The sequence below is a fragment of the Streptomyces sp. NRRL WC-3742 genome, from assembly GCF_000720635.1.
GTDB lineage: Bacteria > Actinomycetota > Actinomycetes > Streptomycetales > Streptomycetaceae > Kitasatospora.
The window spans coordinates 1-12,475 of record NZ_JOCF01000018.1 but is presented as its reverse complement, the minus strand read 5'-3'; the positions used below and the strand labels follow the sequence as shown (position 1 = coordinate 12,475).

Below are 12,475 nucleotides of genomic sequence, written 5' to 3'. Positions count from 1 at the left end.
CTGAGCCCCAGAAGCCCGCACACCAGACACCCCCCCCGAAAGGCCCCACCCGTGGACACCATGCGCGAACGCTTCATCGACGTCACCACCCATCTGCTCGACGAGGACCCCCGCCTGGCCCTCGTGCTGGCCGACATCTCCGCCGCCTCCTTCGAGCCGGCCCGGGAGCGCCACCCCGACCGGGTGGTCAACGTCGGCATCCGCGAGCAACTGCTGATCGGCGCGGCCGGCGGGCTGGCCCTGGCGGGGATGCGCCCGATCGCCCACACCTTCGCCAGCTTCCTGGTGGAACGCCCCTTCGAGCAGGTCAAGTTGAGCCTGGTCCACCAGGGTGTCGGCGCCGTCCTGGTGAGCGCGGGCGGCTCCTACGACAACCCGGCGGCCGGCCGCACCCACATGTCCCCGGGTGACGTGGCGCTGTTGGACACCCTGCCGGACTGGACGGTCCACGTCCCCGGCCACCCGGACGAGGCCGAGCGCCTGCTGCGCCACGCCTACGCGGACGGCGAGCGCAACGTCTACGTCCGCCTCTCCAACCACCAGAACGCCACCCCGCTCGCGGTCGAGCCCGGCCGCTTCACCACCGTCCGCACCTCCCGCAAGGGCGCCGTGGTGATCGCCGTCGGCCCGATGCTGGACGCGGTGCTCGCCGCCACCGAGGGCCTGGACGTGACGGTGCTGTACGCGGCGACGGTGCGCCCCTTCGACACGGCGGCCCTGCGCGCGGCGGTCGGTGAGCGCACGGACGTGGTGCTGGTGGAGCCGTACCTGGAGGGCACCTCCGCGCACGCCGTGCACGAGGCGCTGGCCGACCGGGCGCACCGGGTGCTGGCGCTGGGCGTGCCGCGCGCCGAGCACCGCCACTACGGCTCGATGGCGGAGCACCTGGCCGCGTACGGCCTGGACGCGCCGTCCCTGCGCGAGCGGATCGGCACCTACCTCTGGTAGTCGGCCAGGACGATCGCCACCGCGTCCGCCCCCAACCGCACGGCGGAGCCCGCCAGTTCACAGGTCCCGAAGGCCGCCACCACCTCCCGTCCCGCGCCCCCCAGCGGCAGCGCCGCCTTGCCCGCCCCGAGGTTGACCGCCACCCGGTAGGGCCCCCGGTGCACCACCACCCACCCCACTCCCGGGCCGATCTCCGAGAACGAGACCCGCACCGCCCCCAGGTCCGGGTCGGCCAGCTCCGGACGCTCCCGCCGCAGCCGGATCAACGTCCGGTACCAGTCCAGCAGTTCGGTGTGCGGGGCGCGGTGCGGCTCGGTCCAGTCGAGGACGGAGCGCAGCAGGGTGGCGGGCTCCTGCGGGTCGGGGACGGCCTCGGCGGTCCACCCGTGCTCGGCGAACTCCCGCCGCCGTCCCTGCCGGACGGCTTCGGCCAGGCCGGGGTCGGTGTGGTCGGTGAAGTACTGCCAGGGGGTGGCCGCGCCCCACTCCTCGCCCATGAACAGCATCGGGGTGAACGGCGAGGTGAGCACCAGGGCGGCGCCGCAGGCGAGTCGGCCGGTGCCGAGGGTGGTGGAGACGCGGTCGCCGAGGGCCCGGTTGCCGATCTGGTCGTGGGTCTGGAGGTAGCCGAGCAGCCGGTGTCCTTCGCCGAGCGGCGTGAAGGGCCGTCCGTGGCTGCGGCCCCGGAAGCCGGACCAGGTGCCGTCGTGGAAGTACCCGTGCCGCAGGGTCTTGGCGAGGGCGGCGAGCGGGGCGCGCGCGAAGTCGCCGTAGTAGCCCTGGGATTCGCCGGTGAGCGCGCAGTGCAGGGCGTGGTGGAAGTCGTCGCTCCACTGGGCGGTGAGGCCCTGGCCGCCGGCTTCGCGCGGGGCGGTGGTGCGCGGGGTGTTGAGGTCGGATTCGGCGATCAGGAACAGCGGCCGGTTGGTCGTCACCGCCAACTTCTCGACCTCGCCGGACAGTTCCTCCAGGAAGTGGACGGCCCGGTCGTCGGCGAGGGCGTGCACGGCGTCCAGGCGCAGCCCGTCGAGGCGGTAGTCGCGCAGCCAGGCCAGCGCGCTGCCGATCAGGTAGGCGCGGACCTCGTCGGAGCCGGGGGCGTCGAGGTTGACGGCCGCGCCCCAGGGGGTGTGGTGCCGGTCGGTGAAGTACGGCCCGAAGGCGGGGAGGTAGTTCCCGGACGGGCCGAGGTGGTTGTGTACCACGTCGAGGATCACGCCGAGCCCCCGCCCGTGCGCCGCGTCGACGAAGCGCTTGAGTCCGGCGGGCCCGCCGTAGGGCTCGTGCACGGCCCACAGCGACACCCCGTCGTAGCCCCAGCCGTGCTTGCCGGGGAAGGGGCAGACGGGCATCAGCTCGACGAAGTCGACGCCCAACTCGACCAGGTGGTCCAGGTGTTCGGCGGCGGCGTCGAAGGTGCCGCGCGCGGTGAAGGTGCCGACGTGCAGCTCGTACACCACCGCGCCGGGCAGTGTCCGCCCGTGCCGGCCGGTGGCGGTCCAGCGGTGCGCGGCGTGGTCGACGGCCCGGCTGGGCCCGTCCGGCCCGTGCGGCTGCCGGGGCGAGCGGGGGTCGGGCAGGGGCGGGCCGCCGTCGAGCCGGAAGGCGTAGTCGCCCTCGGGCGCCTCGCCGGACCACCACCCCTCCCGGTCCGGGCAGCGGGCCAACTCGTGCTCGAAGCCGTCGACTTCGACCGTCACACGGTCGGCCGCCGCGGGCGCCCACACCTCGTAGACCGCCATGCTCAGCCCCTTCGTCCCTCGCGGGTCAGCAGTGCCACCGGGTACGCCGCCAGCAGGTCCGCCACCGGTACCGGCCCGGGCGGGAAGGCGCGCTGGGTCAGCTCCTCCGTCCAGGGCCCGCCACCGCCGGGCAGGTCGAGTACGGCGTCGCCCCAGCCGCCGGAGCGCTCCAGCCCGTACGGGAGCCGGGTGACGGCGGCGACCACGTCCTCGCCCCGGGCGAACGCCAGAAGGTGCTCAGCGGCAGCGGCAGCGGCAGCGGCAGCGGGCGCGGGCGCGGCACCGGCGCCGGCAGGGGCAGCGCGCGCGGCCAGCGCCCGGTACGGCCCGAGCGCCCGGGACCGGCGCAGGTGCAGGGCCGTGGTGGTCAGGTGCAGCTTCTCCCGGGCGAGGTCGCCGGGCCGCGCGGCGGCGGAGTCGGTGAGCCGCACGGCGAGCGCGCCGAGGTCCACGACGCCCCGGTTGTCGGGGTCGACGAGGGTGTACAGCGGCTCCTCGCCGCCCTGGTAGAGGTCCGGCACGCCCGGGACGGTCAGGTGCAGCAGCGCGGCGCCCAGGGTGTTGGCCCGGGCGTACGGGGCGAGGGCGCGCACCCGCTCCTCGATCCGGCCCAGCAGCGCGGGGGAGTCGTACACCGCGCGGGCCCGCTCCTCCAGCGCCCGCTCGTACGGCTCGTGGGGCGAGGTCCAGGAGGTGTGCACCTTGGCCTCGCGCGCCGCCTTGAGCAGCGCGGCGACCAGCCGGTCCGGCCCGATCGGCCAGGCAGCGACGAGGGTGTGCCAGAGCATCCAGTCCGCCTCCCGGTCCCAGGGGTCGGCACCGGACCACCTGTCGGCACCGGACCACCCGTCGGCACCGGACCACCCGGCGACCTCCGCGGCCCACTCCCGCGGCTGCTCCGCCAGCACCGCCAGCCGGGCCCGGGCGTCGGCGCTGCGCTTGGTGTCGTGCGTGGACAGCACGGTCATGCTGCCCGGCCAGGCCCCCTCCAGGTACCGGCACCACGCGTGGAACGCCTCCGGCGCGACCCCGGGCCGCCCGGGCTCGCCGCCGACCTCGTTCAGGCCCGGCAGCGCGTTCCAGCGGTAGAAGGCCGTGTCCTCCACGCCCTTGGCGGCCACGGCGGCCGCCGTCTGCGCGAAGCGCACGCAGAACTCGTCCTCGTCGGGGCCGCGCCCCAGCAGCCCGAGCGCCAGGGCCGCCACCAGCCGCTCGGTCGGGTCCTCGGCCGCGTCCAGCCAGGACTGCAGGTACCGGTCCCGGCCCTCCTCCCCGGGCCGCACGTACGGCCGGTACACCGGGTACGCGGTGAGCAGCGCCCGCAGCGCCGCGTGCAGCTGCCAGGGCGCGTGGTCGGCGTACGCGGGGTCGGCGGCGCCGATCCGCAGGGCGATCCGCACCAGCCGGTCGACCTCGGCGGCCAGCTCGCCCTGCGGCGCGGTCATCTCCGCCCGCCCGAGCCGCGCGGCCGCTGCCGCGTCGCCGCCCACCCCCTCCGACGGGGGCAGCCCCGTGAACTCCCGGTACGCGGCCGCCAGGCTCCGCGCGCCCTCCCCGTCCAGCAGCACCCCGTCGATGCGTCGCAGCGCGTCGTACCCGGTGGTGCCGGCCACCGGCCAGTCGGCGGGCAGGTGCTCCTCGCCGGTGAGGATCTTCTCGACCACCACGTACGCCCCGCCGGTGGCCTCCGCGAGCTGCCGCAGGTACCCGCGCGGGTCGGCGAGGCCGTCCGGGTGGTCGATCCGGAAGCCGTCCAGGACGCCCTCGCGGTGCAGCCGCAGCAGCACGGCGTGGGTGGCGGCGAACACCTCCGGGTCCTCGACGCGCACCGCGATCAGCTCGTTGACGGTGAAGAACCGCCGGTAGTTGAGCTCGGTGCGGGCCAGGCGCCAGTGGGCGAGCCGGTACCACTGCCGGGCGAGCAGCTCCGCGAGCGGCAGATGCGCCGTCCCGGGCCGCAGCGGCAGCTCGTGCCCGTGGTAGCGCAGCACCTCGCCGTCGACCACCAGCTGGTCGAGCACCGCGCCGAGCCGGTCGCCGAGCACGGGCAGCAGCACCCGCCCGCGCCCGGGGGCGTCGGCGGGCCCGCTCTGCGCCGTCCAGTCGATGTCGAACCAGCGCGCGTACGGCGAGTCGGGCCCCTCGCGCAGCACCTCCCACAGCGGCCGGTTGAGCCGCTCGGGCACGGGCACGGCCATGTGGTTGGGCACCACGTCGGCGATCAGCCGCAGGCCGTGCCGGTGCGCCTCGGCGGCCAGGGCGCGCAGGGCCGCCTCGCCGCCGAGCTGCCCGCTGATCCGGGTGTGGTCGACGGTGTCGTAGCCGTGGGTGGAGCCGGGGGAAGCCTCCAGCAGCGGGGACAGGTGCAGGTGGGAGACGCCGAGGGCGGCCAGGTAGGGCACGGCGGCGGTGGCGTCGCGCAGGGTGAAGCCGGGCTGGAGCTGGAGCCGGTAGCTGGCGGTGGGGACGGCGGGGGCGGCGGGTGCGGTGGCGGCGGCGGGGACATCGTCCGGGCGGGCCTGGGCGGGCTCGGCGTCGGAGGTCATGCCTCCATAGGTACCCGTCCGGGCCCGCGGCCAAGACCCGCTGATGACCCGAACAGGTGACCGCGGGAGCAGCTGACCGTGGGAACAGGTGACCGCGGGAGCCCTACGCCGGCCGCTGCAGCACCATCAGCGACCGGTCGGTCAGCCACAGGGTGTCCCCGGCCTTGACCGTCGCCCCCGTGCCCGGGGCCGGCAGCGACGGCTTCGCGGTGTCGACCACCACCTGCCACTCCTGCCCGTGGTCGGCCGGCACGGTGAACTCCAGCGGCTCGAAGTGCGCGTTGAACATCAGCAGGAACGAGTCGTCGACGATCCGCCCGCCGCGCCGGTCCGGCTCCGAGATGGCGTACCCGTTGAGGAAGACCGTCAGCGACTTGGCGTAGCCGACGCCCCAGTTGCGCTTGGTCATCTCCTCCCCGGCCGGGGTGAACCAGGCGATGTCGGTCAGATCGTCGTACCCGCCCGAGGCCGGCACCGGCTGGCCGGAGACCTGACCCGACGCCGGCTGACCCGACGCCGACTGGCCAGAGACCGGCTGGCCGGAGACCGGCCGGCCCGACACCGGCCGCCCGTGGAAGAAGCGCCGCCGCCGGAACACCGGGTGGTCGCGGCGCAGCCAGATCATCCCCTGGGTGAACTCCAGCAGCCGCGCCGCGGGCCCGTCGCCCTCCGGCCAGTGCACCCAACTCAGCTCGCCGTCCTGGCAGTAGGTGTTGTTGTTGCCCAACTGGGTGCGGCCCAGCTCGTCCCCGTGGGAGAGCATCGGCACGCCCTGGGAGAGCATCAGGGTGGCGATGAAGTTGCGCTGCTGGCGCGCCCGCAGCTCCTCCACGGCCGGGTCCTCGCTCGGGCCCTCGACGCCGCAGTTCCAGGAGCGGTTGAAGGACTCGCCGTCCCGGTTGTCCTCGCCGTTGGCCTCGTTGTGCTTCTCGTTGTACGAGACCAGGTCGCGCAGGGTGAAACCGTCGTGGCAGGTCACGAAGTTGATGGAGGCGATGGGGCGGCGGCCGTCGTCCTGGTAGAGGTCGGAGGAGCCGGTGAGCCGGGAGCCGAACTCGGCGAGCGTCGCGTTCTCGCCGCGCCACAGGTCGCGCACGGTGTCCCGGTACATGCCGTTCCACTCCGTCCACAGCGGAGGAAAGTTGCCGACCTGGTAGCCGCCCTCGCCGAGGTCCCAGGGCTCGGCGATCAGCTTGGCCTGGGAGACCACCGGGTCCTGCTGGACGAGGTCGAAGAAGGAGGACAGCCGGTCCACCTCGTGGAACTGCCGGGCCAGGGTGGCGGCGAGGTCGAAGCGGAAGCCGTCCACGTGCATCTCGGTGACCCAGTAGCGCAGCGAGTCCATGATCAGCTGGAGCACGTGGGGGCTGCGCATCAGCAGGCTGTTGCCGGTGCCGGTGGTGTCCTCGTAGAAGCGCTGGTCGCGGGCGAGGCGGTAGTAGGACACGTTGTCCAGGCCGCGCAGCGACAGCGTCGGGCCCAGGTGGTTGCCCTCGGCGGTGTGGTTGTAGACCACGTCGAGGATCACCTCGATCCCGGCCGCGTGCAGCGCCTTCACCATCGACTTGAACTCCTGCACCTGCTGGCCCCGGTCGCCGGTGGAGGAGTACGAGGAGTGCGGGGCGAAGAAGCCGATCGTGTTGTAGCCCCAGTAGTTGGCCAGGCCCAGGTCCCGCAGCCGGTGGTCCCGGACGAACTGGTGCACCGGCATCAGCTCGATCGCGGTGACGCCCAGCTTCGCCAGGTGCTCGATCACCGCCGGGTGCGCCAGGCCCGCGTAGGTGCCCCGGATCTCCTCGGGGATGCCCGGGTGCAGCCGGGTCAGGCCCTTCACGTGGGCCTCGTAGATGACGGTGCGGTGGTAGTCGGTGCGCGGCGGCCGGTCGGTGCCCCAGTCGAAGTACGGGTTGATCACCACCGAGTGCATGGTGTGCGGGGCCGAGTCGAGGTCGTTGCGGCGCTCGGGCGCGCCGAAGTGGTAGCCGTAGACGGACTCGTCCCAGTCGACGGTGCCGCTCATCGCCTTGGCGTACGGGTCCAGCAGCAGCTTGGAGGCGTTGTGCCGCTGGCCCAGGCCCGGGTTGTACGGGCCGTGCACGCGGAAGCCGTAGCGCCGGCCGGGCTGGATGCCCGGCAGGTAGGCGTGGCGGACGAAGGCGTCCGTCTCGCGCAGTTCGACGGCGGTCTCGGAGCCGTCCTCCTCGAGCAGGCACAGCTCGATCCGGTCGGCGCTCTCGGAGAACACCGCGAAGTTGGTGCCGGCCCCGTCGTAGGTGGCGCCGAGGGGGTAGGGCTTGCCCGGCCAGACCTGCATGAGTCCTCGACTTCCTCAGATACTTCCCAGAGACTTCCCGGTGACCTCCGCGGACGAACGCGCGCGGACGAACGCGTGGACGAACACGCGGACGAACGCGGAGGCGAACGCGGAGACGAACCAGACGGCATACTCCCCGAGCCTTCCCCCGGCGGCCGGGACACACGGCCCCGGTTCGCCCGAACGGGTGTCCGGCCGGTATTCCTCCGAAGAGAAGCCCAGGTGATGCGCGCGAGCCCCCTCGCCCATCCGGCTGCGGGCCGCTCGCGCCGGGCAGTACCCTTGATCGTCCGGCCGTGCCGGCTGGTGGCGATCCGTCAGCGATCCGTCAACGGCCCCTCCCCGCCGCCGGGTCCAGCGACGAAGCAGCAAACCAGTGAGGTGGCGCATGGTGTTCCCCGCCGGCGGCCGTGGCTCCGGGCCGGGCGGCCCCGACCGGGGCGGCGCCCGCAGCGAGGCCCCGACGGTGGTCATGCGCCCCACCCTGACCGGCCGCCCACTGGTGCCCGCCCAGAGCGGCCCCGTCGAGATACCCGCCCTCGCCTGGTCCGCCGCCGAATGGGAGGACGCCTACCAGCGCGTGCGCCTGTCCGGCCGCGCCTACGTCTGGCTCAACCTCGTCGAACAGCGGCTGCGCTCCCTCGTCGACGAGGTGCTGCACCCCATCTACGCCCCCGCCCACGGCGAGGACTGGGTCACCGCCGCCGCCGGCCCCGCCGGCGAGGAGTGGGCCCACCGCGCCGGCGCCGTCCGCGAGGTCAGCCGCCGCAAGGGCTACCTGCTCGACCCGGCCGACGACGACCCGCTGGTCTTCCTCACCCTGCCGCAGCTGCGCGAACTGATGGTCCAGCACTGGCCCTGCTTCGAGCCCTTCCTCGCCGACCGGCGCGAGATCGAACTCGCCCTGGACGAACTGGAGGTGGCCCGCCACGTCGTCTCCCGCAACCGCGTCCTGACCGGCACCGTCCTCGCCCAGACCGAACGCGCCGCCGCCCGCCTGCTCGCCGTCCTCGACGGCGGCGCCGGGGGAGTGCCCGCCGACGTCGTCGAGTCCCTCGTCGCCGGGCGCTACGCCGACGTCGTCGCCGTCCACGCCGACCGCGTACGGCTCCAGCGCGACCTGCCCGTCGAGGACCTCCTCGACGGCGCCCGCCGCCTGGACGCGCTCGGCATCGGCCTCGGCATGCTCTGCCAGAACTACACCGGCAAGCGCCTCGTCCGCCTCGCGGGCGACGGCTGCCGCGTCCGGCTGCTCTTCCTCAACCCCGCCAGCAGCGCCGTACGCCGCCGCGAACGCGAACTCGGCCTCGGGCGCGGCGAGTTGTCGCGCTCCATCGAGATGAACATCATGCACGTGCGCCGCGTACGGGCCCGGCTGCGCGACCAGGGCGGCTTCGAGATCCGCGTCTTCGACGAGACCCCGCGCTTCACCGCCTACCTCGTCGAGGGCCCCCGCCCCACCGGCCCCGTCGCCGGCCGCCGCCAGAGCCGCGACCTCGGCGTCATCCAGCCCTACCTGCGCCGCGCCCGGGGCATGGAGTCCCCCGCCCTCGTCCTGCGCGGCGGCGCCGGCCAACAGCCAGGCGGCACCGAACCGGGCCTGCTGGAGGTCTACCGCGAGGAGTTCGAGGGCGCCTGGGACGACTCCCGTCCCGTCTCCTGAAACACACCGACAGGCACGGGCCCGCCCCTGGCACACTGCGGGCCGTGAACAGCCACCCCGCCTGGAGCCTGCGCCCCGCGACCCCCGCCGACATCGAGCCCGTCGCCGAACTGCGGGCCGTCGTCATGCGCCCCGACCTGGAACGGCTCGGCCGCTACGACGAGGACCGCGTCCGCACCCGCCTGCGCGAGGGCTTCTCGACGCGCCACACCTCGATCCTGCTCGTCGACGGGGCCTTCGCCGGCTCCGTCACCGTCCGCCCCGCGGCGGCCGGCGGGCGGCTCCTCGAACACTTCTACCTCGACCCCGCCCACCACGGCCGGGGCGTCGGCACCGCCGTCCTGCGCCACGTCCTCGCCGAGGCCGACGCCGCCCGCGAACCCGTACGCCTCACCGTCCTCCAGGGCAGCCCCGCCCGCCGCCTCTACGAGCGCCACGGCTTCGCCCTCGACGACGAGGACGCCGTCGACGCCCACCTCCTGCGCCCCGTACCCGCCGCCACCCCGGCTGACCTGCGGTAACGATTCCCCCAAGGAAACTGGCCAGCAGTGACGCCCGGATGGTAGACATGCCCACCGTGACGATCATGGGGGATGACGGCGCCGCACTGCGCCTCGAAGACGTGCACCGTACCTACGGCTCCGGCCCGGAGGCCGTCCGGGCGCTCAGGGGGGTGGACGTCACCTTCGACCGGGGGAGCTTCACCGCCGTGATGGGACCCTCCGGCTCCGGGAAGAGCACGCTGCTCCAGTGCGCCGCCGGCCTCGACCGGCCCGACCGGGGGCGCGTCCTCCTCGACGGCACCGACCTCTCCGGGCTCGGCGAGAGCGCGCTGACCGTCCTGCGACGGCAGAAACTCGGCTTCGTCTTCCAGGCGTTCAACCTCGTCGGCTCGCTCACCGCCGAACAGAACGTCGGCCTGCCGCTGCGCCTGGCCGGACGCAGACCCGACCGCGACGACGTCCGCCGCGCCCTCGCCGCCGTCGGCCTCGAGGCCCGCGCCGCCCACCTGCCCTCCCAGCTCTCCGGCGGCCAGCAGCAGCGCGTCGCCATCGCCCGCGCCCTCATCACCCGGCCGAAGATGCTCTTCGCCGACGAACCCACCGGCGCCCTCGACAGCACCAGCAGCCGCGAGGTGCTCACCCTGCTGCGCGACCTCGTCGACCGGGACGGCCAGAGCACCGTCATGGTCACCCACGACCCCGTCGCCGCCTCCTACGCCGACCGCGTCCTCTTCCTCGCCGACGGCACCGTCGTCGGCGACCTGGCACGCCCCAGCGCCCAGCAGATCGCCGAGCGGATGACCGCCCTGGAGACCTCCGGGACCGCGGCGACGGCGGAGAGCGCGGCATGAGCTCCTTCACCACCCTGCTGCCCGTCGCCGCCGCCGGGCTGCGCCGCCGCAAGACCGCCTTCGCCGGCTCCTACGTCGCCCTGACCTTCGGCGTCACCCTCGTCGCCACCACCGGCAGCCTCCTCGCCGACACCGCCGGCGACGACTCCCCGCTCGGCGCGCCCTCCCTGCACAAGGTGCTGCTCTTCACCTCCGCGATGGCCGCCTTCGTCGCCGTCTTCGTCGTCGCCGGGACCTTCGCCTTCGCCGTCGCCCAGCGCCGCCAGGAGATCGCGATGCTGCGCGCCGTCGGCGCCACCCCGCGCCAGATCGTCTGGCTGATCACCGGCGAGGCGTCCGTCGTCGCCCTCGCCGCCGCCCTCACCGGCTGCCTGCTCTCCCTGCCCGGAGCGCCCGCCCTCGCCGCCTGGCTCGTCGACCGCAGCGCCGCCCCCGCGGGCTTCACCGCCCACCCGGCCGCAGGCCCGATGCTGCTCGCCGCCGCCACCGGACTCGCCGTCGCCCTCCTCGGCGCCGTCACCGCCGCCGTACGGGCCGGGCGCGTGCGCGCCGCCGAAGCCCTCGCCGACGCGGCCGCCGACCGCACCGTCATGACCCCGCTGCGCTGGGCCGCCGCCATCGGCCACCTGATCGCCCTCGCCGGCGCCGTCGGCTACTACCTCGCCGCGCCCACCATGCCGGCCACCCCCGGCGACCAGGCCGGCGACCCCCAACTCGCCTCCCAGTGGGTCATGGGCGCCGACCTGCTCACCATCACCGCCCTCGCCCTCCTCGCCCCCGTCCTCGTCCCCCCGCTCGTCCGGCTGCTCACCGCGCCGCTCACCCGCGCCGTCTCGGCCGCCCCCCTGCTCGCCCGGCAGAACGCGCTCACCGCCGTACGCCGCACCGTCTCCACCGCCACCCCCGCCTTCCTCGCCATCGCGCTCACCGGCACCGCCGTCGGCTCCACCGCCGCCTTCGCCGACGCCATGACCGCCCAGAACCGCGCCACCACCGCCGCCCGGTACGTGCTGCGCCCCGGGGACCAGCCGCTGCCCGCCGACGCCCTCCACCGGCTCACCGCCGCCCGGCCCGGCCTCGCCGCCACCGCCACCACCCCCACCGTCGTCACGGGCCTCGGCGCCGAAACCGCCGCCTTCGCCGACCACGGCGAGGACTCGCCCGCCACCGTCCCCACCGCCGCCACCGTCGTCGACGGCGACCTCGCCGGCGCCTGGCACCTGCCCGCCGACCAGGGCTCGTCCGCCGAACTGCACGGCGCCGCCTTCGCCGCCTCCACCGACCAGGTCCGCGGCCACGACTGGCACCTCGGCGACCAGGTCAACCTCCGCCTCCCGGACGGCACCGTCACCCACCTGCGCCTCGCCCTCGTCTACCGCACCCAGCTCGGCCTCGACGAGATCCTCCTCGGCGGCGACACCCTCACCCCCCACCTCGCCGGCGCCCGCCCCACCGCCGTCCACCTCGGCGACCGGCCCGCCGACCTCCTCGGCGGCACCCTCACCGACTCCCGCGCCCCCGGCCCCGACCCCGGCGCCCACTACGCCTGGATCGCCACCAGCACCATCCTCGGCCCGGCGCTGCTGTACGCGCTCATCGCCATCGTCAACACCATGGTCATGAGCGTCGCCGACCGCCGCCGCGACTTCGACGTCCTGCGCCTCGCCGGGACGGTCCGCCGCCAGGTGCTCGGCACCGTCGCCCTGGAGTCCGCGCTCGTCGTCGCCACCGCCGCCGTGCTCGCCCTCGCCGTCACCACCCTCACCCAGTGGGCCACCACCGCCCTCCTCAACCACCGCATCCTCACCGGCCAGGCCGCCATCCCCCTCCACCTCCCCTGGCCCGCCCTCACCCTCACCGCCGCCACCTGCCTCACCCTCGCCCTCCTCGCCGCCCTCCTCCCCACCC

The 12,475-nt window shown here is 74.8% G+C and carries 8 protein-coding genes; 5 read left to right on the top strand and 3 right to left on the bottom strand.

What is annotated here, in order from left to right:
- Positions 1-51 precede the first annotated feature (51 nt).
- On the top strand, positions 52-948 hold the full coding sequence (locus IH61_RS0112690) for a transketolase family protein (RefSeq protein ID WP_031068906.1): 897 nt from the start codon (positions 52-54) through the stop codon (positions 946-948).
- On the opposite strand, the gene treZ is transcribed toward IH61_RS0112690, so the two are convergent.
- From treZ to glgX, 3 genes are all read right to left on the bottom strand, one after another.
- A complete protein-coding gene (gene treZ, locus IH61_RS0112685; RefSeq protein WP_037972506.1) occupies positions 936-2,690 on the bottom strand; it encodes a malto-oligosyltrehalose trehalohydrolase in 1,755 nt (584 codons plus the stop codon). The two genes, IH61_RS0112690 and treZ, sit on opposite strands and share 13 nt — an antisense overlap.
- A gap of 2 nt (positions 2,691-2,692) precedes the next feature.
- Positions 2,693-5,236, bottom strand: a complete 2,544-nt coding sequence (gene treY, locus IH61_RS0112680) for a malto-oligosyltrehalose synthase (protein WP_107057121.1) — start codon at positions 5,234-5,236, stop codon at positions 2,693-2,695.
- 103 nt (positions 5,237-5,339) lie between these two features.
- Positions 5,340-7,550 (bottom strand): glycogen debranching protein GlgX, encoded by a 2,211-nt coding sequence (gene glgX, locus IH61_RS0112675; protein WP_031068896.1) that lies wholly within the window; start codon positions 7,548-7,550, stop codon positions 5,340-5,342.
- 388 nt (positions 7,551-7,938) lie between these two features.
- On the opposite strand from glgX, the gene IH61_RS0112665 reads away from it, so the two are divergent.
- The 4 genes from IH61_RS0112665 to IH61_RS49545 all read left to right on the top strand — a co-directional run.
- On the top strand, positions 7,939-9,213 hold the full coding sequence (locus tag IH61_RS0112665; RefSeq protein WP_031068894.1) for an SAV2148 family HEPN domain-containing protein: 1,275 nt from the start codon (positions 7,939-7,941) through the stop codon (positions 9,211-9,213).
- Positions 9,214-9,257: 44 nt separating this feature from the next.
- Positions 9,258-9,734, top strand: a complete 477-nt coding sequence (locus tag IH61_RS0112660) for a GNAT family N-acetyltransferase (RefSeq protein ID WP_031068893.1) — start codon at positions 9,258-9,260, stop codon at positions 9,732-9,734.
- A gap of 47 nt (positions 9,735-9,781) precedes the next feature.
- A complete protein-coding gene (locus IH61_RS0112655) occupies positions 9,782-10,567 on the top strand; it encodes an ABC transporter ATP-binding protein (RefSeq protein ID WP_031068892.1) in 786 nt (261 codons plus the stop codon).
- Positions 10,564-12,475, top strand: a 1,912-nt coding sequence (locus tag IH61_RS49545; protein ID WP_031068890.1) for an ABC transporter permease, incomplete at its 3' end; no start/stop codon positions are given. The genes IH61_RS0112655 and IH61_RS49545, both read left to right, overlap by 4 nt.

Bases quoted from the DNA above. Each gene is read 5' to 3' on its own strand.
- treZ (WP_037972506.1), bottom strand. From the start codon at position 2,690: ATGGCGGTCTACGAGGTGTGGGCGCCCGCGGCGGCCGACCGTGTGACG.
- treY (WP_107057121.1), bottom strand. From the start codon at position 5,236: ATGACCTCCGACGCCGAGCCCGCCCAGGCCCGCCCGGACGATGTCCCC.
- glgX (WP_031068896.1), bottom strand. From the start codon at position 7,550: ATGCAGGTCTGGCCGGGCAAGCCCTACCCCCTCGGCGCCACCTACGAC.
- IH61_RS0112665 (WP_031068894.1), top strand. From the start codon at position 7,939: ATGGTGTTCCCCGCCGGCGGCCGTGGCTCCGGGCCGGGCGGCCCCGAC.
- IH61_RS0112655 (WP_031068892.1), top strand. From the start codon at position 9,782: ATGCCCACCGTGACGATCATGGGGGATGACGGCGCCGCACTGCGCCTC.